Source organism: Streptomyces albiaxialis, from assembly GCF_039530985.1.
Lineage (GTDB): Bacteria > Actinomycetota > Actinomycetes > Streptomycetales > Streptomycetaceae > Streptomyces > Streptomyces albiaxialis.
The window spans coordinates 159,525-179,037 of sequence record NZ_BAAAPE010000016.1 but is presented as its reverse complement, the minus strand read 5'-3'; the positions used below and the strand labels follow the sequence as shown (position 1 = coordinate 179,037).

The window sequence follows — 19,513 nt, the reverse complement described above, 5'->3', positions numbered from 1 at the left end:
GGACATTCCAGTCACCGCGGGAGCAGACAGCGGGGCGTGTGATGACGCACAGGACGCTCCCGCGGATGTGCCTGCATTCCGAAGCACGAGATTCCGGGTGCCCGGCTCTCCGGGCGGCAAACGTCCCACGGGCACGAACGGGGCGAGTGTCGATCCCTCGCGCGCGGGTACCCACCCCCCTCCAGAACCCCGGGACTCCGCGAGTGCCGGAAGAACAGGACAGCCCATCAGGGGAAGGCTGATCACGATGGCAACGTACGTACGGGAAGTCATGACACCCGCCGCCACCACCGTGCGTCCGGACGCCTCGCTCGTCGAGGCCGCCCAGCTCATGCGGGCCCAGGACATCGGGGACGTGCTCGTGGCGAGGGACGGCCAGCTCCTGGGCGTCCTCACCGACCGGGACATCGCGCTGCGCGCGGTCGCCGACGGCGTCGATCCGCTGAGCGTGACCTGCCAGTCGGTGTGCACCCCGGACCCGGTGACGGTCGACGCGGAGGCGGAGATCGACGCCGCCGTCGGACTGATGCGGACGCACGCCGTACGGCGGCTGCCGGTGGTCGCGGACGAGCGGCTGACGGGCATGGTGAGCATCGGTGACCTGGCGCGCGAGCGGGACCCGGACTCGGCGCTGGCCGAGATCAGCCGGGCCGCGCCGGACACCTGGACCGAGGAAGGAGCGCTCAACTGGACGCCGTGAGCCCCCTGAGGGGAACCGAGCGGCGGCTCAGCCCGCGCACCCTGCGCGGGCTGTACTCCGCCTGGGACCGCGCCGCCTTCCATCTGGTCGCGGGGCGGCACTGGCCGGGCGCCGAGCGCGTGCTGCCCCGGCTGAGCCGCAGCGCGAACCACGGTCGGCTGTGGTTCGCGGTGGCGGCGGGGCTCGGCGCGACGGGAGGGACGCGCGCGCGGCGCGCCGCGCTGCGCGGCACGGCCTCGCTGGCCCTGGCCTCCCTCGCCGTGAACACGCTCGCCAAGCGCTCCGTGCGCCGCGAGCGGCCCCTGCTGGACGCGGTGCCGCTGGTGCGGCGACTGCACCGGCAGCCCTTCACCAGCTCCTTCCCCTCGGGCCATTCCGCGTCGGCGGCGGCCTTCGCGGCGGGGGTGGCGCTGGAGTCGCGCGGCTGGGGCCTGGCGGTGGCTCCGCTCGCCGCGTCCGTCGCGTTCTCCCGCGTCTATACGGGCGTCCACTACCCGAGCGACGTCCTGGCGGGCATGACGCTGGGCGTCGGCGCGGCGTTCGCCGTACGCGGCCTCGCCCCCTCGCGCTCCCAACTGCCCGCGCCCGCGCGCCCGGTCGCCGAGGCCCCCGCGCTCCCGGACGGTACGGGCCTGACGGTGGTCGCCAATTCCACGTCCGGGGCCGACGGGGCGGGCGGGACGGAGGACGAGCCCGGCGTGCTGACCGCGCTGCGCGGCGCGCTGCCCGGCGCGGGCACCGTGCTGTGCGACCCCGGGACCGACGACCTGGCCGAGGCGCTGGACACGGCGGCGCGCGAGGCCGCCGCCGCGGGGGGCGCGCTCGGCGTCTGCGGCGGCGACGGCACCGTGAACGCGGGGGCGCGTGCCGCCGTGCGGCACGGCGTCCCGCTGGCCGTGCTGCCGGGCGGCACCCGCAACCACTTCGCCGCGGACCTGGGCATCGAGACGGCGGACGACGTACGGCACGCGGTGACGGCGGGCCAGGCGGTCGCCGTGGACCTCGGCCGGTTCACCGACCCGGCGGGCGCTGAGGGAGCGGCGGACGGCGGCGGCGTCTTCGTGAACACCTTCAGCCTGGGCTCGTATCCCGAACTGGTGCGCGTCCGCGAACGGTGGGCGGACCGGATCGGCTCGGGGCCCGCCGTCCTGCTGGCGGCGTGGCACGTGCTGCGCAACGCGCGGCCCGTCGAGGCGGGCCTGGCCGGGCATCCGCGCACGCTGTGGCTGCTGTTCGCGGGCAACTGCGGTTACCGGGGCGTCGGCCTGGCGCCCGTACGGCGGCACGACCTGGCCGACGGGCTGCTGGACGTCCGCGTGGTACGGGGCGGCCACTGGGCCCGCACCCGGCTGCTGTGGTCGGCGCTCGGCGGCGTGCTGGGGCACCGGCACAGGCGGAACGCGGCGATGCTGCGGCGGCTGCTCATCACGGGCATCCCGCGCGGCGCGTCCCTCGCGTACGACGGCGAAGTGGCGCCCGCGCCCGAGCGGTTGCTGCTGACCAAGGAGCACGAGGCGCTGACGGTCTACCGGCCGATGCAGTCCGAATAATGAAACACCGTTGCTCGCATAGCGAGACGTACGCGATCGTACGTGCATGCCACACGCACACGAGGCGGCCGAAACCGCCGTCTACACCCACGGTCACCACGATTCCGTGCTGCGCTCCCACCGCTGGCGCACCGCCGCCAACTCCGCGGCGTACCTGACGCCCCACATCGAGCCCACCTCCCGCCTCCTGGACATCGGCTGCGGCCCCGGCACGATCACCGCCGACCTCGCCGCGCTCGCCCACGAGGGAGCGGTCATCGGGCTCGACGCGGACGAGGGCGTGCTGGACCTGGCCCGCGCCGAGGCGGAGAAGCGCGGGCTGTGGAACCTCACGTTCGAGACGGGCGACGTGCACGATCTGGCGTACCCGGACGACACGTTCGACGTCGTGCACGCCCATCAGACGCTCCAGCACGTCGGCGACCCGGTGCACGCGCTGCGCGAGATGCGCCGCGTCTGCGCGCCGGGCGGCCTCGTCGCCGTACGGGACGCGGACTACGGCGGCATGCTCTGGTACCCCGAGGTGCCCGGCATGGCGGAGTGGCTCGACCTCTACCGCCGGGTGGCGCGGGCGAACGGCGGGGTCCCCGACGCCGGGCGCCGGCTACACGCCTGGGCGCGCGAAGCGGGCTTCACCGACGTCACCGTGACCACCGGCACCTGGACCTACGCCTCGCCGGAGGAGCGCGCGTGGTGGAGCGGCCTGTGGGCCGAGCGCACCGTCGCCTCCACGTACGCGGACGTCGCGGTCGGCGGCGGCCACGCGAGCGCGGAGGAGCTGGCCGGGATCGCGGAGACCTGGCGCGCCTGGGGAGCCCACCCGGACGCCTGGTTCACCGTCGTCAACGGCGAGATCCTCTGCCGTGCCTGACGTGCCCCGCGACCCCAACTAGGCTGGTCGGCATGGATATTCTGGGGACTTCGCTGCGCGTCTGTGTCGACGATCTGGACGCGGCGGTGCCGGTGTACGAGAAACTGGCCAACGCGGAGGCCGTGCGCTTCCAGAACGGCCCCGTCGCCGTCGCCGCCGTCGGCCCCTTCTTCCTGATGAGCGGGCCCGAGGGGCACCTCGAAGTGCTGCGCAAGATCGCCGCCACGCTCGCCGTGAAGGACGTGGACGAGGCCCTGGTCGATCTCCACACGGTCGGCGCCGAGATCATCGCGGGCCCCAAGCCGACGCCCATCGGCCGCAACCTGGTGGCCCGGCATCCCGACGGCAGCGTCTTCGAGTACGTGGACCGTCAGGGCCCGGGCACCGATTAGCGGGGCTTCACCGATCAGAGGCGCGGGGAACCGCGCGACCAGGCGAGACGCGCCGGCGATCCGACGCGCCCGCGGTCCGCGACGAACGGCAAGGGGCAGCCCCTTCCCGGCAACAGGTAGAGGCTGCCCCTGGGCACGGCGGGCCTACGACGTCGGCCGCATCCGGAAGTCGTAACGGGCCGGCAGGGGATCGGCCGTCAGCGCGGCCCACGTGTCGTTGAGGGCCTCCTCGCCCTCGCGCAGATCATCGACGTCGAACCCCTGGTCGAACACGGCACGTGCCGCCTTCGTCTCGCCCTGGGCGAGCAGGACCTGGGCACGCAGCAGCCGGAAACGCCCCCGCAGCCGCGTCTCGGTGTCGAGCCCGTCCAGCACGGACTCGGCGTCGTCCGGCCGCCCGGCCGCCAGCAGCGCGGCGACGGCCTCGCGCGCGAGCGCGGCACGCGCCGCCGACGCCTCGGGCGTCCGTTCCCTGGCGTCGCGGACGGCGGCGAGATACCGCTCGGCCGCGCGCGAGGTGTGGCCCTCGCGCAGGTCGACCACGGCGAGGCAGCGCAGCGCGGGCCACTCCCCGCCCCGTACGACCGCGCGCTCCCAGCTCCGTACGGCCTGCGAGCGGTCGCCCGCGTGCCACTGCGCGACGCCCAGGTGGTAGTCCAGCTCGTGTGCGCGGCGGGCGGCCTGCGGCTGGGCGGACTCCAGGAGTTCGCGCCATTCGGGCGAGACGAGGGTGGGCCCCGGGACCGTGCCCGCGCCGTCGCCGTCCGGCAGCACGCCGGTGCGCAGCAGCTCCTCCCAGGGGCGCTGCTCGGGCCCGAGGGTGGACGGGTCGAAGGGCGTGCCCGGCAGCGCGTATCCGCCCCGGGCCACCTCCAGCGCGCCCCAGCCCGAACCGGCGGCCAGGGGCTCGCCCTTGGGCTCCTCGTCGGCGTGCGGGCGCCACGCGGCGAACGCGGCGTCCACGGCGGCGCGCGGCAGCGCCTCCTCCAGCCGCTCCTCCGCGTGCCCGCGCGCCGCGGTCCAGTCCGGCCCGTGGACGGTCGCGGGGTCGGCTGCCAGCGGCCCGTACGCCTCCAGCCAGGCGAACTCGCCGCCCGCCTCCAGCGCGACATGTTCGAGCTGGGTGGTGGCCAGGCCCGCCTGGATCTCAGCGTACCCGGGCGTGCCGTCCTCGGTCAGCCAGCGCTGCCAGCGGCGCCCGCCGGGGCCCGAGCCCCAGACGAACAGCTTGCGGCCGCGCAGCAGATCGGTCGAGGTCTGCGCCAGGCCCCGCCCCTCGGCGTCGAGCGAGGCGATCCACTTGCGGGAACCGTCCGGCACCTCGTGGAAGAAGTCCGCGGGGAACTCGCTGCGCAGCGGGTACGTCCGGTCGACGCCCTCCCACTCGGGCACCGGTATCCGGCGGAGCCTGCGCTCGTACGCGAAGTACCAGGTGTGGTCGGCGGGGGCGAGGACACGGGTGTGCGGGTCCTCGGGGACCGCGATGTTCGACCACCAGTAGACCGGGACGGCGCGGTCGTGCGGATTGCGGATCCGGACGCCGACGTACAGGAAGTCGCTCTCGTCGGGCAGCCACAGGTCCACCTGGAACGGGGTGTCGCGCAGCCGCTCCCACTCCCACAGCCGCACCATCTGCCCGTCCCCGTCCGGCGCGGGCACCTGCGCGGCGTGCAGCGGCGCGCAGGAGAACGTCGTGTGGCCCGTCGCGCCGATGTTCCATTCGACGCCGCCCGAGTACCAGGCGCCGTTGAGCGCGAAGTCCGCGGGCTGGAAGACCGGGTTCACGTACAGCAGTTCGCGCTCGGTGGGCTTGTGGAAGAGCGAGGCGATACGGCCGCCGAGGCCGGGCAGCACGGTCGCGCGCAGCCGCTCGTTCTCGATCACGATCGTGTCGAGCGCGAGCGGCGTGCGCGAGCGCGAGAAGCCGTCACGCAGCCGGACGGGCAGGACCGAGCGCAGCGGCCCGTACCCGACCTGGCGGGCCATTCCGGGTGGCAGGCCCGCCCGTTCCTCCTCGTCGAGGGTGTGCGCCTCGTCGAGGGGCAGCAGCGCGGGCAGCGGGTTCTCCGGGCCGAGGGGCGCGGCGGGAAGGGTCCGGGTGCTGCGTCGTACGGTCGTGGCCACGGCAACCTCGCTTCGGTCGTTCGCTCATGGGCGCCGCCGCCTGACCGGGACCCCCGATGACCATGGAACACGCTTCGGTCCCGCTTCGCCAGAGCCGATTCCGGCTGGCTGCGGGACCCGTCTCACGCCACGGGCGAGAGGTCCCCCAGCACATCGGCCACGAGATCCGTCAGCAGCCGGGCGCCCTCGGCCTCCGGGTCGCGGTCCGGGTCGTAGATCGTGAGCTGGAATCCGACGCAGCGCGGCGAGTCGGCCAACGGGCGCAGCAGCGCGCGGAGTTCGTCCGGGAAGAGCCCGCCCGGCTCGGTGCTGTCGACGGCGGGCAGCACCGTCGGGTCGAGCACGTCGGCGTCCATGTGCAGCCAGAAGCCGTCGAGTTCCTGGGAGGCGAGCCGCGCGAGCGCCTCCCGCGCCACCGCCTCGGGCCCCTTCTCGCGGACGACGGCGACGGCCGTGTGCGCGATGCCCAGCGAGGTCAGCTCGTCGAACACGTTCTCCGGCTCGTTCTCCGCGTCCCGCAGCCCGAGGAGGTGCACGTCCTCGTCGCGTACGTACGGGCGCAGCCCCTCCAGGTCCGTGAGGTCCGCCTGGCCGCGGCCGGTCACCAGCGCCACGTCCTCGCCCCCGGCGGCGCCGACGTGCGGCGCGTTCCCGGTGTGGCGGAAGTCGTCGTGGCCGTCGAAGTACGCCAGCCCGTAGCGCCCGAGGCGGCGCAGCGCCAGCGCCGAGCCGAGCACGATGGAGCAGTCCCCGCCGAGGACGACGGGGAAGTCGCCCACGCGCACGTGCCGCTCGATCCGGTCGGCGAGGCGCGGGGTGTACGCGGCGAGCTGCGCGGCGTTGAACACCCCGTCGCCGGGCTTCCAGTCCCCCCTGTCGTAACGCGGCGGCACGACGACCCCGCCGTCCAGCGCGCCGATCCTCCCCGGCAGCCCCTGCTCGCGCAGCGCCCCGGCGAGCTTGGCACACCCGGGCACGCTCCCGGGCACGGGCGGCTTCAGGCCCAGGTTCGAGGGCGCTTCGATCAATACGGTGCGACGACTCATGCCCGCATTATGTCTCGCTCCGGTGTTCGAGTGGCGGAAGTTTCGCCTGCTCGCCGGGTGCGGGGCGTTCCGGGCGGGCGGGAGCGCCGAGGCCGGGCCGCCCCGGGGGGAGCGGGGCCGCCGGTTTCGGGCCCGACCGAAACACCTCGCGGCCCTCCGCGCCCGCCACGGACCATGCCACTTCCGATCCGGTACAGGACGAGGGGGTACGCATGCGCGCGAGGAAGCTGGCGGCGGCGGTCGCGGTGGCCGTGGTCGCGGGAGGCGGCGTCGGGCTCACGGGCGGCACGGCGGCGGCGAGCGACGGAGACGGCACCGTGGACACCTGTGCGCCCGCCTTCGGATGCGGAGGGCTCACGCCTGCCTACGACGACACGATCATCAACGCCGACGATTACGGCGCGGGCTACGGCCTCGTGGGAGCCGCCTTCGACGGGGACGGCCAGGCGGACGACTGACGCGGCACCGGCGGCGGCACCGGCACCGGCACCGGCACCGGCACCGGCACCCGTAATACTGCCTCAGCGGCGGTTGGGCAGCGGGTCAGCGGCGGTTGGGCAGCGGCAGCGGGTCAGCGGCGGCGGATCATGAACTGGCCCGCGAGCCAGCCGACCACGCCCATGCCCAGCAGGGCCATCCAGAGCGGCATCGTCACCTCGGGGATCAGCAGCCGGATCTTCGTCTGGCGCGTGTTCTCAAAGATGAAGACGATCGCGAGGACCACGATCACGCCCAGCGTGACGCGGCCCGTGGTCATCAGGCGGCCGGAGCCGCCCCGGGAACGCGTCCCGGAGGTCTTGGGGCTCATGGCTCCACCTTGGGGACCCCGGCGGCCCGCCGCCCGGCGGGCCGGTCCTACCGGGTGAGGGGCCGCTCCGGGGGCCTGTCCGTGGCGAGGGCCGAGGCCGCCGCGTAGCCCTCCGGGACCTCGACGTCCGCGAGCCGCCAGCCGGGCGGGTCGGCGGGGGCGCCGAGCGTACTCACGTACGTCAGCGCCGGGTCCTCGGCCAGGCCCGTGCCCGTGCCCTTGAGGTACGCCTCCTTCCGCGTCCAGCACCGCGCGAACGCGGCGGGGCGCGCGGCCTCGGGCAGCGCCTCCAGCTCGGCGCGCTCGCGCGGATGCAGCGCGGACGTGGTCTCGGCGACGGTCTTCGCGCCCGGGTGCTCCTCGACGTCCACGCCGACCGTCTCGTCGGCCAGCGCGATCAGCACCAGGTCACCGGCGTGCGAGAGCGAGAAGTGCACCGGGTCCCCGGCGACGGACGGGCGGCCGTGCGGGCCGTCGCAGACCGGGCAGTCGGCCCGGGTCAGCGGGACCTCGCCGGGCGGGACCCCGAGGTGGGTGCCCAGCTCGCGGCGGAGCGCGGTGTGCGCCACGAGATACCGGTCCCGGTCGGCGTCCCGCAGGAACGCCTCGGCGCGGTCGCACTCGTCCCGGGAGAGCGTGGCGTACGCGGAAGGGGTCCTCGCCTCCGCGACATGCGCGGACACCCGGAGGACGCGGAGGCTCGTGATCATAGGGAGAACTTACCTGAGCGTGTCCGGAACCTGGAGCGACCTGGAGCGGTCTGGAGCGGCCGTCGCGGGCCGCGAAACGTCCAAGTCCCGCCCCGCGTTTGTCCCTTCCCCCTCCCCCGCCCCGGACGGCACCCTGCAGGTCCCCGACCCGGGAGGGCCCATGCGCATGCGCAGCAGCTCGGCACTCGCCGCCGCCGCGGCCGTCACGACCGTCGCGGCCGCCGCGCTCGTCCCGCCGGCCGCCGCCCCCTCGACGGCGGCTGCGCGATCCGGCACCACGTACTACGTGGACTGCGCCGACGGCGACGACTCGGCGCCCGGCACCGGCCAGGGCTCCGCGTGGCGCACGCTCGCGAAGGCGAGCGCGCGCACGTACGCGCCCGGCGACCGCGTCCTCTTCGCGCGCGGCACCCGCTGCCTGGGGACCTTCGCCCCCAAGGGCTCCGGCACCGCCGAGGCCCCGATCCGCGCCGGGGCGTACGGGGACCGCGCCGCCCGCGGCGAGCGGCGTGCGGCGCGGCCGGAGATCGCGGGCGGCGGCGCCCGCGCGGCGGTCCTGCTGGAGAACGTCGAGGGCTGGGAGCTGCGCGGCCTGAGGGTCACGAACAAGGGCCCCGCCACCACGACCGAGCCCCGCGCCGGGATCCTCGTCCGCCTCACCGACCACGGGATGGGCCGGCACTACGTGGTCGAGGACAACGAGGTCCGCGACGTGAACGGGGCCGACGTGAAGGACGTCGAGGGCTCCGGCGGCATCCTCTTCGCGGCGGCGGGCGAGAAGCGGCCGACCGCGTTCGACCGCGTGACGGTGCGCCGCAACTCCGTCGCGCACGTCGACCGTACGGGCATCGGCACGGCCTCCACCTGGGGCAAGCGCCCCGAACACCCGAACGGGCCCGGCACCACGTTCGCCCCCATCACCCGCCTCGCGGTGCGCGGCAACGACGTACGGGACGTCGGCGGCGACGGCATCGTCACCCACAACGCGGTCGGCGCCCGCGTCGAGCACAACCGCGTGCACGGCTTCAACATGCGCTCGGCGGGCTACAACGCCGGGGTCTGGTCCTGGAACTCGGACCGGGTCGTGACCCAGTTCAACGAGGTCTCCGGCGGCCACGGCACCCGGGACTCCCAGGCCTTCGACATCGACGGCGGCAACAACGGCAACGTCATCCAGTACAACTACAGCCACGACAACGAGGGCGGCTTCCTCCTCGTCTGCAACGGCGACGGCATGACCTCCGACCGCAACACCGTCCGCTACAACGTCAGCCTCGACGACCAGAACCGCTCCGCTCCCTACGGTGTCGTCTCCGTCGTCTGCGGGCCCTCCACCCGCACCCTGGTCCACAACAACACGATCGCGACCGGCGTCGAGGGCACGCCGCTGGTCAGCGGGAACGGACCCGGCGGCGTGACGTTCCGCAACAACGTCCTCGCGGGCGCCCCGGGCGGATCGGCCGTCTCCGCCGCGCCCAACACCTTCGACCACAACCTCTACTTCCGCGTCCCGCAGGTCCCCTCCGGCGACGGCGGCGCGGCGACCGGCGACCCGCTCTTCACGGGCGGCGCGGGCGGTACGACACCGGGTTCGCCGGAGGGCATCGCGCTGCTGAAGGGCTCCCCGGCGCTCGGCGCGGGCGTCGCCGTGCCGGACGACGGCGGACGGGACTACTTCGGCAACCCCGTGCCGGATACGCCGGACTTGGGTGCCTACCATGGCGGTCCCCGGTGATCCCTGGCCGATCCCACCCGGTCACCAGGTGATCACTTTCGCGTGGATCCCAGAGAGGCACGCCCGTGACATCCGTGACCCCGTACGAGCTCTTCCCGCAGACCCTGCCCGTGATGACGGAGATGCGCCGGACCGAGAGCGGACGGGAGTGGCTGGCCGGGCTGCCCGCGCTGGTGGAACGGATGCGGGAGCAGTGGGAGCTGCGGCTCGGCGCCCCGTACCACGGCGGGAGTTCGTCATGGGTGGCGCCGGTCGAGCGCGCCGACGGCTCCCCCGCCGTGCTCAAGGTGACCTGGCCCCACCGCGAGGCCGTGCCGGAGGGACCGACACTGCGACTGTGGGACGGCCGCGGGGCGGTCCGGGTCCACGCACACGACCCCGAGCACTACGCGCTGCTGCTCGAACGGTGCGAGCCCGGCACCGAGTTGGGCCGGTCCACCCACATCCCGGCGGACGAACGGCTGCTCCTCGGCTGCGAGGTCATGCGCGAACTCTGGCGCGCCGACCTCGCCGAGGGACGCACCCTCGGCCTGGAGACCGTCGGCGAACTCACCGCCGAATGGGCCGACCTGGCCGAGGAGCAGGCGTCCCGCACCTGGCCGCCCGAGCTGGACGCGGGCCTCTTCCGGCTCGGCGCCGGGCTCTTCCGCGAGCTGCCGCGCGGCACCCGGCGCGAGGTGGTGGTCCACGGCGACTTCAACCCCGGCAATCTGATGGCCGCCGAGCGCGCGCCCTGGCTGGCGATCGACCCGCACCCGCTCACCGGCGACCCGGCCTTCGAGCCCTGGCCGCTGATAGAGCAGGTCGACGACCCGTTCGCGAAGCCGGACCCGCACGCCGTGCTGGCCCACCGCACGGCGCTCGTGGCGGACGCGCTGGGCGAGGACCGGGACCGCGTGCGGGCCTGGTCGGTCGCGCGTCACATCGAATACGCCCTGTGGTCCGTCGACGAGGACGACACCCTCGACAACAGCGTCACCCTCCTCCGCCAGGCCCGCATCCTCGCGGACGTCGCCGGACTCTGACCGGCCCGCCGCCTGCCCCTGCTTCCCTATTCCCCCGTCTCCCTCGTCGCCAGCTCGACCACCACGTCCAGATGCCCGAGATGGCGTGCGTACTCCTGGAGGAGGTGGAAGAGGATCCAGCTCAGCGCGGGCACCGCGGCCGTCCGGCCGTCCGCTTCCTCTTCCCCTGCTCCGGCCCCTGCCCCTTCCTTTTCCTGTTCCGCTTCCCCGCCCTCCGCGCGGAAGCGGCCGCCCGTGCGGGCGCGGTCGCCGAGCGCGGCGGCGCCGGTGATCTTCCGCGAGCGCTCGGCCTCCGCGCGGAACTCCTCGATCACCTCTTCCGCCGTCGTCTCCGCCGGCACGTGCCAGCGGTCCTCGGGGCCCCGGTCGCCCCAGGGGTCGGGGAGCTGCTCGGCCTCGAACCCCCAGCGCAGCCAGCGCCGCTCGACGTAGGTGAGATGGCGGACCAGCTCCAGCGGCGTCCACCCGGAGGGCAGGCTGCTGAGGCGCAGCTCGCTCTCCGGGAGGGCCTCCAGCTTGCGCAGCAGGGCGCTCCGGCAGAAGTCGAGATAGCCCTCCAGCAGCGCGTGCGGCTCCGCGACGGACATCGAGGGCTCCCCGACGGGGAGCGGCGGGACCGACGGGCCCGACTGGCCCGCCTGGGCGCCGCTCACTTGCTCAGCTCCAGGGCCGGGACATCGGTCCGCGCGATGCCGAACGTCTGTGCGTACAAGGAAAGCTCGGCCTCCAGCGCCCGGACGATCGTCTCCGCGCGGCGGAAACCGTGTCCCTCGCCCTCGAACGCGATATACGCGTGCCGCACCTCGCGCCCCTCCGCCTGCTCCAGGAAGCGCTCGCACTGGACGGGCGGGCAGATCACGTCGTCGAGCCCCTGGAGCAGCAGGAACGGCGACGACAGGTTCGACGCACGGTGCAGCGGCGAACGCTCGCGATACCGCGCGGGATAGTCCGCGAGGGGACCGACCAGCGACTCCAGGTACTGCGACTCGAAGTCGTGCGTCTCATCGGTCGCCCAGCCCTCCAGGTCGAGGATGGGGTAGGTGATGGTCCCGCACGCGTAGAGCCCCGCGACCGTGGGCGAGGTCAGCGAGGCCGCGCTGGTCCAGCCCCCCGCGCTGCCGCCCCGGATGGCGAGCCGGGCCGGGTCGGCGGTGCCCTCCTCGGCCAGGGTGCGGGCGACGGCGGCGCAGTCCTCGACGTCGACCACGCCCCACTGCTCGCGCAGCCGGTCGCGGTACTCCCTGCCGTAACCCGTCGAGCCGCCGTAGTTGACCTCGGCGACGCCGATGCCGCGGGAGGTGAAATAGGCGATCTCCAGGTCGAGAACGAGCGGCGCCCGGCTCGTGGGCCCGCCGTGCGCCCACACCACGTACGGCGGCAGCTCTCCGTCCGGCGCGGTGCGGTGCGGGTGGTGCGGCGGATAGATGTGCGCGTGGATGTCCCGCCCGTCGGGGCCGACGAAGGTGCGGATCAGGGGCTCCGGATAATACGCCGGGTCCACCTGGTCACGGTGCGGGGCCGCGACCACGAGGCTGTGGCCCGTGCGGGTGTCCAGCTCCACGATCTCGTACGAACTCCGGGGGCTGGCGGCGATGCCCGTGACCCGGGTCCCGGTGACGGCGAGGGACGGGGCCCACTCCGTCCAGGGGCCCGCCGTGTCGACGAGGTCGCCCGTCTCGGGGTCGAGCACGCCGAGGGTCATGGCGCCGCGGCCGTGCAGGGTGGCCACCAGCCCGTTCGGCAGCGGCGCGAACCAGCGCTGGCCGATCTTCCAGATCCCCGCCGCGAACTCCTCCTCGCGCGGGCAGAGCGCCTTCGACAGCGGGCGCCCCTGGCCGCCCGCCGCGTCGAGGTCGAGCCGGTGCAGGTTCCACCAGCCGCTGGCGTCCGAGGCGATGAGCAGTGTGCCGTCGGCGGCCCACTCGGCCTGTGCCACCGACTGGCCCTCGCCGCCCGCGACGACGCTGACCTCGGTCAGGTCCCCGTCCTCGGTGACCCTCGCGGTCTTGACGCGGGTGGTGTCCCAGGGCATCGCCGGGTGGTTCCACGCGATCCAGGCGACGCGGCGGCCGTCGGGCGAGAGGCGGGGCCCGGTCACGAACCGGTCCGCGTCGTCGGTCAGCTCCCGCACCCGCGAGCGGTCCCCGGCCGCCGAGCCGTCGAGCGGGACGGCGACGAGGGCGCGCCGCACGTCCGTGGGCCCCTGGCCCGTGAACTCCTCCATCACGCACCACACTTCGCCCCGCCCGGGCAGCACCACGGGGTCGCACCAGCGCAGCCCGTGCTCGGTGACCTCGGAGAGCGGGGTGAGCGGCACGGGGGCGTCGGGCGCGTCGGGCGCGAACGCGTAGAGCCTCTGGTCGGCGAAGTGGGTGAAGACCATCAGCGGGCCGCCCTCCTCGGGCGTCCGGGGGGCTCCGGCCCAGGGCTGGCCGCCGTACTCGATGACGCGATTGCGCACGTTCCACGGCGCCGGGAGGACGGAGACGGCGCCTTCCCCGTCCTGACGGCCCTCCTCGGACCGGGCCTCGGGGCTGCCCTCGCAGCGGCTCTCGACGGTGAGCCGCATCAGGGCCCGCCTGCCGCCCTCCTCGGGGCGGGGCTCGGTCCACCACAGCTCGTCGCCGACGGCGCCGAGGAACTCGGGCCGCCCGTCGTGGGCCGCCACGAGCCGGGCGTCGAGGGGCGAGGGCCAGGTGCCGTAGGGGGCCTGGGTGGTCATCTGGGGTCAGCCTCCTGATCCGAGCAGGGTGCGGTCGAGCACGTGGACTCCGAAGTGCAGGGCGTCGACCGGCACCCGCTCGTCCACGCCGTGGAACATCGCCTGGTAGTCGAAGCCTTCGGGGAGCCGGAGCGGCGAGAATCCGTATCCCACGATGCCGAGGCGGGAGAACTGCTTGGCGTCGGTCCCGCCCGACATGCAGTACGGCACGACGTGCGCGCCGGGGTCGAAGTGCTCCAGCGCCTCGCGCATCGCCCCGAACAGCGGGGAGTCCACGGGGGCCTGGAGCGGGATCTCCCGGTGCTGGAACTCCCAGTCCACGTCGGGGCCCGTGAGCCGGTCCAGCGTGGCGTGGAACTCCTCCTCGCCGCCGGGCAGCATCCGCCCGTCGACCAGGGCCTCGGCGGTGCCGGGGATGACATTCACCTTGTAACCCGCGTCGAGCACGGTGGGGTTGGCGCTGTTGCGCACGGTGGGCTCGACGAGTGAGGCGGAGGGGCCGATCTTGGCCAGCAGCGCGTCCACCTCTGCCGCCCCGGCCTCCTCGCTCAGCGACGGCAGGTCGTGCAGCTCGGCGAGGCGGTCGAGCGCGGCACGCACGGTGGGGGTGAGCCGGAGGGGCCACTCGTGCTCGCCGAGGCGCTGGACGGCGGCGGCGAGCCTGCTGACCGCGTTCTCCTTGTTGACCTTCGAGCCGTGGCCCGCGCGGCCGTGGGCGGTGAGCTTGAGCCAGGCCGTGCCGCGCTCACCGGCCGCCACGGGGTAGATCCGCAGGTCCCCTCCGGCGTGGAAGGTGAACGCGCCGGACTCGCTGATCCCCTCGGTGCAGCCCTCGAACAATCCCGCGTGCCGGTCGGCGAGATAGTCCGAGCCGAACTCGGCGCTGTCTTCCTCGTCGGCCGTGAAGGCCAGCACGATGTCGCGCGGGGGACGCACGCCCGCCCGGGCCCAGGCGCGGGCGACGGTGAGCATCATCGCGTCCGCGTTCTTCATGTCGACGGCGCCCCGGCCCCACACCACGCCGTCCCGGATCTCGCCCGAGAAGGGGTGGACGGTCCACTCGGACGGGTCGGCGGGGACGACGTCCAGGTGGCCGTGGAGCAGCAGGGCGTCGGCGGACGGGTCGGTGCCGGGGATCCGCGCCACCACATTCGTCCGGCCCGGCTTCTTTTCCAGCAGCGTGGGCTCGATCCCGGCGTCGGCCAGCCGCTCCGCTACGTACTCGGCGGCGGGGCGCTCGCCGCCCTCTCCCTGGCCCCTGTTCGTGGTGTCGATACGGATCAGGTCCGAGGTGGCCGTGACGACCTCGTCCAGGGCCTGCTGGTCCACGTGTCCGGCGGGTCCGGTCCCCGAGTGCTCAGCCATACTGCTCCTCCACGGCCGACGAGACGACGGTGGTGACGGCCTTGAAGCAGCGGATCGCGTCGTACGCGGACGGCGAGGTGTAGGACACCCGGCGCTCGCCGGTCTTGCGCACGCCGGGCACCACCGTGGCGGCGCCGACGAGATGCTCGGCGTCGAACTCCATCTCGATGGTGTGCGGCTGGGGCTCGGCGGGTGTCCGGCGCCCGGCGAGGGCGACGGCGCGGGAGGCGGCCGCATGGATGTCGGCGGCGGTGCGGGCGGGGGTGCGGCACACCGCCGCGTACCGCGAGACGTAGTCCTTCACGGCTACGCCCTCGGCGTCCGGCGCGTATCCCTTCGCGTCCTCGATCGTGCGGTCGTCGCCCGTGACGAGGACGACCGGGACCCCGTACTCGGCGACCACCAGGGAATTGAGCAGGCCCTCGCTGGCCCGGACGCCGTCGGCCCAGACTCCCGTGAGCGAGTTCGCCAGATAGGTGTGGGCGAGGACGCCCTCGTCACCGGCCGCCGCGTGATAGCCGATGAAGGCGATCCCGTCGACATCGCCGTGCTGGACGCCCTCGATCATGCTGAGGGACTTGTGTCTTCCGGTGAGCATCTGGGCGCGCTCGTCCAACTGCTCGATGAGGAGATTGCGCATCGACCAGTGCGCCTCGTTCACCAGCACCTCGTCGGCGCCCGCTTCGAAGAAGCCTGTGATCGCTGCGTTCACATCCGAGGTGAACATCGGGCGGCACCGCTCCCACTGGGAGGCCCCCGGCAAGACGTCACCGGGCCAGGTGACTCCCGTGGCGCCCTCCATGTCGGCGCTGATGAGGATCTTCATGTCTGGAACGTTACGCGGTCGTTCAAGACAAGGACAGACCTGTGGATAACTGTTGAAGGTCTATACCACTAACGGCCGTTGGTCACCGCGCTGACCTGCCCGTTCAGCCCTCATCGGCGCGCCGGAGCAGCCGCCGCGTCAGTCCTCGTGGCCGAGTTGGAGGTCCCGCTCCGTCCGCCCGCCCCCGGCGATCTGGAGGACCGTGGCCACCGGCGGATATCCGGCCGCCACGACGGTATACTCGCCGGAGGACAGATCGACGAACCGGAACGCGCCGTCCGCGCCCGTCGTCACCGTGTCCACCACGTTGCCCGCCGCGTCCAGCAGCGTCACCCGCGCCTCCTCGACGGGCCGCCCGCCCCCGGCGCGCACGGTGCCGCGCAGCACGGCGCCGCCCGCCAGTTCGATGTCCTGCCGGGTCTCGCGCGAGGCCTGCACGGACACCGGGAGCGCCGCGGGCCGGTAGACGGGGGCGCTCGCCGCGAGGGTGTACTCCCCCGCGACCAGGTCGCCGATGACGTACGTTCCCTCGCGTCCGCTGTGCGTCGTGGCGACGACCTCGCCGCGCACGTCGGTCAGCGTCACCGCCGCGTCCTTGACCGGCTGCCCGTCGGCCGTGAGCACGCTGCCCGCGAGCCGCCCGGCGCCGCCGAGCACCACGTCCAGTTCGACGGGGCGCTCGCCGACGGTGACGCTGACCGCACGCGGCTGGTGGCCCCCGGCGGAGGCGATCATGACGTACGCGCCCTCGCCCGGCGTGCTCAGCGCGTACCGCCCGTCCTCGCCCGTCGCGCCGCGCCCGACCTGGCGGCCGGCGGTGTCGACGAGGGTGAGAGCCGCGTGCGGGACGCTGCTGCCGTCGTGGTGCCGGACGCTGCCGCAGACCGGGACCCCGGCGCTCATCGGGGCTCCGGCGCTGCCGACGGTCCCGAGGGCACCGGCGGCCCCGACTTCGCCGACGGATGCCGTGACGGCGTCGGAGGCGCGTGCCTGGGGAACGGAAGTGTGCTGGGTCACCAGGGAGTTCTCCTTGAGGAAGAGTGCGAGCAGAAGCCCCAGGAGGAGCATCGGCAGAAGGGAGAGGAAGGCACGCGGCATCGCGTCGGCGTACGCGTTCTCGTACATGTCGCGCAGCGCGTCCGGCAGCCCGTCGGTCCCGGGCGCGAGGGCGGCGGCGAGCCGGTGGAGGAGCAGGACGGCGACGAGCGCGGCCCCGAGGCCGCCCGCGGTCCGGCGCACCCAGTCGCGCTGCGCGCCCCCGGACACACCCGTGGCTCCCGTTGAGCCCGTAGTGTCCGTGGCTCCCGCAGCGCCCGTGGCGCTCAGCGCGCCCGCCGCGGCGCGGACGAGCACGGGCAGCGTGAAGCCGATCCCGAGCCCGAGGATGGCCGACCAGATGCCGAACACGGCCTCCGAGGTGTCGGCCTCGACCTGCGCGAGGAGCCACATGCCCTCGACGCCCATCGCGCAGCCCACGACGGGGAAGGTCCTGAAGTGGCCGGTGCGGGCGATGAGTTCGGCCGCCAGCAGCGAGGCCAGCAGGACGCCGCCGAGCAGCGGGAGCAGTAGCAGTCCCGCCCGCGCGGCGCCCTCGCCGTCCGCCGCGTCGACCAGCCACAGGTAGTGCGGCAGCGCGTCCGCCGCGCCCACCGCCGCGACCGCGAGGACGAGGCAGAGGAGCAGGGCGTGCGGCCGGGGCATGGCGGTGCGGACGGCGCGGGAGGAACGCGGGGAGCGCGACCCGCGCGTACGCGCGCCCGTGTCCACGGCGAAGGCGCCCAGCGCCAGGGCCAGCAGCCCCACCGGAAGGGCCAGCCACAGGCACCAGCGCCAGCCGTGGGCCTCCGTGAGCCATCCGCCGAGCCCGGGCCCCGCCGCCGCGCCGAGCCCGAAGACGACGAGCAGGAAGCCCAGTCGGCGTCCGCTCGTACGAACGGGGCCCGTGCCGGAGGCGACCCAGCGGGCCTCGGCGAGCACGCCGCCCGCCGCGACCCCCTGCACGATCCGGAAGGCGATCAGCTCCGGCACGGCGCCGCACCAGCCCGCGACGGCGGAACCGGCGGTGAAGACGGCGAGCGCGAGCCCGAACGAGCCCGTGTGGCCGCAGCGGTCGCCCAGCCACCCGAAGAGGAGCGGTCCGAAGCCCATGGCGGCCAGCGGGAGGGCCAGCATCCAGAACGTCCGGTCCGTGCCGCCGAGTTCGCCGGTGAGCTGGGGCAACGCGGGGGCGATCACGGTCTGTTCGAGCGCCGTGACCGCCACGGCGAGCGCCACCCCGAGCAGCGCGGTCAGCCGCCGCCACACTCCGGGGCCCGTGGGCTCCTCGGCCGCTCCGGGCATCGCGGTGGGCGCGGGCGCGGTCTTCCCGACGGCGGGCCGCACGGGCAACGCCTCGCCGCTGAGCGGCGGTTCGGCGTGATCGTCATTTAGCACGGCGACCGGGTCGTCCGAATGGGCCGACCGTTTCGATCCCTCAGGTCCCTCAGATCCGTCAGGCCCGTCCGGCCCGTGCTGTGCCGGGAGCGGCAGCACGTAGTCGGGAATCTCCAGGGTCACCTCGACGGCGCCGGGATCCTCCTCGGCGCCCACGCTCCCGGGTGCCTGATCTTCCCTGATCCTGAGGGTCGCCCCGCCCGTCCCGCTCATCACTCTCCCCTTGCCGCCGGTTCCGGGGGAGTATTACTCGCATTGCACGACAAGCAGGAGCAACCGGGAACGGGCGTGGCGCATGTGACGGGAGGGGCTCAACTGCCCGGCGCGTAGCGCGCATCGGGCGCTCACCAGGCGTTCAGCAGGGATTTCGCGACGTCGGCCGCACGGTGACCGTACGGCCGACGCCCGCGTTCGCCGCCGCGAAAACCACTCGAACCGGTGAGCAACTGCGCGTGGCGCGCGACTACTTCTCGGTGTCCCCGGCGGTGCCCGCTTCGCCCTCCGCGGGCTTGGCGCTCTCCTCCTCGGGCGCCTCGTCCTTCTTCGCCGCGGACTCGCCCTCCTTCTCCGCGGACTTGGCGCTCTCCGCGGACTCGGCGGACTCGTCGGGCTTGGCGCTCTCGGCGGACTCGTCGGCCTCGGCAGCGCCCTTCGCCGCACCGGCGGACTCCGCGGCCTCAGCCGCCTCCGGAGCCGCCTTCTCGCCCTCCCCCGCCTTCTTCTCCTCCGTCTTACGGGCCCGCTCGGCCTTCTCCGTCTCGGCGGCGAGCTTGACCAGCAGCTCGTCGTAGATCCGTGCGAGTCCCTTCGGGGCGAACGTCTTCTCGAAGAAGCCGCCGATGCCGCCCGCGCCGTTCCAGACGGTGGTGACGGTGACCCGCGCCGTACCCTCGCCGTTCCCCGGGGTGACGCGCCACGTGGTGACCATGGAGGAGTTGCGGTCCTTCTCGACCAGCTCTCCGTCCGTGGGCTCGGTCACGTCCATCAGGCAGTCCCGGATGCGCTTGCTGGTCGCCTGGAGCTTCCAGTGGACGACGGTCCCCTCGCCGTCGCCACCCTCCCGGACCTCGTACTCGCTGAAGTGCCCCGGCAGCAGCTTCTCGCGGACCTCGCCGTAGTCGGCGAGGGCGTCGAACACGTCGTCCGGCCTGGCCGCGATCTCACGCTGGGTGGTCGCCTCGACCTGCGCCATTACTCCTCCTGTCA

General features: G+C 74.1%; 16 protein-coding genes and 1 pseudogene. 7 read left to right on the top strand and 10 right to left on the bottom strand.

The window, feature by feature from the left end:
• The first annotated feature begins 247 nt into the window (after positions 1-247).
• The 4 genes from ABD343_RS32290 to ABD343_RS32275 are packed head-to-tail and all read left to right on the top strand — an operon-like array spanning position 248 to position 3,513.
• The gene (locus ABD343_RS32290; RefSeq protein ID WP_344533330.1) at positions 248-700 is read left to right on the top strand and encodes a CBS domain-containing protein; all 453 of its coding nucleotides are present in this window, start codon (positions 248-250) and stop codon (positions 698-700) included.
• Complete coding sequence (locus ABD343_RS32285; RefSeq protein ID WP_425578328.1) at positions 697-2,250, top strand: bifunctional phosphatase PAP2/diacylglycerol kinase family protein; 1,554 nt, start codon at positions 697-699, stop codon at positions 2,248-2,250. Before ABD343_RS32290 ends, ABD343_RS32285 begins: the two co-directional genes overlap by 4 nt.
• Positions 2,251-2,296: 46 nt before the next feature.
• Complete coding sequence (locus tag ABD343_RS32280; protein WP_344533328.1) at positions 2,297-3,121, top strand: methyltransferase domain-containing protein; 825 nt, start codon at positions 2,297-2,299, stop codon at positions 3,119-3,121.
• A 32-nt stretch (positions 3,122-3,153) separates the two neighbouring features.
• Complete coding sequence (locus tag ABD343_RS32275; RefSeq protein ID WP_344533327.1) at positions 3,154-3,513, top strand: VOC family protein; 360 nt, start codon at positions 3,154-3,156, stop codon at positions 3,511-3,513.
• Positions 3,514-3,657: 144 nt separating this feature from the next.
• On the opposite strand, the gene ABD343_RS32270 is transcribed toward ABD343_RS32275, so the two are convergent.
• On the bottom strand, positions 3,658-5,637 hold the full coding sequence (locus ABD343_RS32270) for a DUF5107 domain-containing protein (RefSeq protein WP_344533326.1): 1,980 nt from the start codon (positions 5,635-5,637) through the stop codon (positions 3,658-3,660).
• 122 nt (positions 5,638-5,759) lie between these two features.
• A complete protein-coding gene (locus ABD343_RS32265; RefSeq protein ID WP_344533324.1) occupies positions 5,760-6,683 on the bottom strand; it encodes an arginase family protein in 924 nt (307 codons plus the stop codon).
• 212 nt (positions 6,684-6,895) lie between these two features.
• Between ABD343_RS32265 and ABD343_RS32260 the strand changes: the two genes are divergently transcribed.
• Positions 6,896-7,141, top strand: coding sequence for a hypothetical protein (locus ABD343_RS32260; protein ID WP_344533322.1), 246 nt, complete (start codon positions 6,896-6,898; stop codon positions 7,139-7,141).
• A 113-nt stretch (positions 7,142-7,254) separates the two neighbouring features.
• Here the strand turns inward: ABD343_RS32260 and ABD343_RS32255 are convergent, their stop codons facing one another.
• Together ABD343_RS32255 and ABD343_RS32250 are read right to left on the bottom strand one after the other, a co-directional pair.
• Positions 7,255-7,491 carry a LapA family protein gene (locus ABD343_RS32255; protein WP_344533320.1) on the bottom strand — a complete coding sequence of 79 codons (237 nt, stop codon included), beginning with the start codon at positions 7,489-7,491 and terminating at the stop codon, positions 7,255-7,257.
• Between the two features lie 47 nt (positions 7,492-7,538).
• Positions 7,539-8,201, bottom strand: a complete 663-nt coding sequence (locus ABD343_RS32250) for a 4'-phosphopantetheinyl transferase family protein (RefSeq protein WP_344533318.1) — start codon at positions 8,199-8,201, stop codon at positions 7,539-7,541.
• A gap of 166 nt (positions 8,202-8,367) precedes the next feature.
• On the opposite strand from ABD343_RS32250, the gene ABD343_RS32245 reads away from it, so the two are divergent.
• Together ABD343_RS32245 and ABD343_RS32240 are read left to right on the top strand one after the other, a co-directional pair.
• Entirely contained in the window at positions 8,368-9,936 is a 1,569-nt protein-coding gene (locus ABD343_RS32245) for a right-handed parallel beta-helix repeat-containing protein (protein ID WP_344533317.1), read from the top strand.
• Positions 9,937-10,001: 65 nt separating this feature from the next.
• Positions 10,002-10,961 carry an aminoglycoside phosphotransferase family protein gene (locus ABD343_RS32240; RefSeq protein WP_344533315.1) on the top strand — a complete coding sequence of 320 codons (960 nt, stop codon included), beginning with the start codon at positions 10,002-10,004 and terminating at the stop codon, positions 10,959-10,961.
• Between the two features lie 26 nt (positions 10,962-10,987).
• Here the strand turns inward: ABD343_RS32240 and ABD343_RS32235 are convergent, their stop codons facing one another.
• The 6 genes and pseudogenes from ABD343_RS32235 to ABD343_RS32210 all read right to left on the bottom strand — a co-directional run.
• On the bottom strand, positions 10,988-11,614 hold the full coding sequence (locus ABD343_RS32235) for a mycothiol transferase (protein ID WP_425578327.1): 627 nt from the start codon (positions 11,612-11,614) through the stop codon (positions 10,988-10,990).
• Positions 11,611-13,683, bottom strand: coding sequence for a dipeptidyl-peptidase 5 (locus ABD343_RS32230; protein ID WP_344533313.1), 2,073 nt, complete (start codon positions 13,681-13,683; stop codon positions 11,611-11,613). The genes ABD343_RS32235 and ABD343_RS32230 overlap by 4 nt, the downstream gene beginning before the upstream one ends.
• 6 nt (positions 13,684-13,689) lie before the next feature.
• Positions 13,690-15,048 (bottom strand): M20/M25/M40 family metallo-hydrolase, encoded by a 1,359-nt coding sequence (locus ABD343_RS32225; RefSeq protein WP_344533311.1) that lies wholly within the window; start codon positions 15,046-15,048, stop codon positions 13,690-13,692.
• Positions 15,041-15,874 (bottom strand): M55 family metallopeptidase, encoded by an 834-nt coding sequence (locus tag ABD343_RS32220; protein WP_344533309.1) that lies wholly within the window; start codon positions 15,872-15,874, stop codon positions 15,041-15,043. Before ABD343_RS32220 ends, ABD343_RS32225 begins: the two co-directional genes overlap by 8 nt.
• 138 nt (positions 15,875-16,012) lie before the next feature.
• Positions 16,013-18,307 (bottom strand): MFS transporter, encoded by a 2,295-nt coding sequence (locus ABD343_RS32215; RefSeq protein ID WP_344533307.1) that lies wholly within the window; start codon positions 18,305-18,307, stop codon positions 16,013-16,015.
• A 748-nt stretch (positions 18,308-19,055) separates the two neighbouring features.
• A pseudogene (locus ABD343_RS32210) lies at positions 19,056-19,499 on the bottom strand (SRPBCC family protein); the annotation flags it as partial.
• Positions 19,500-19,513: the final 14 nt, after the last annotated feature.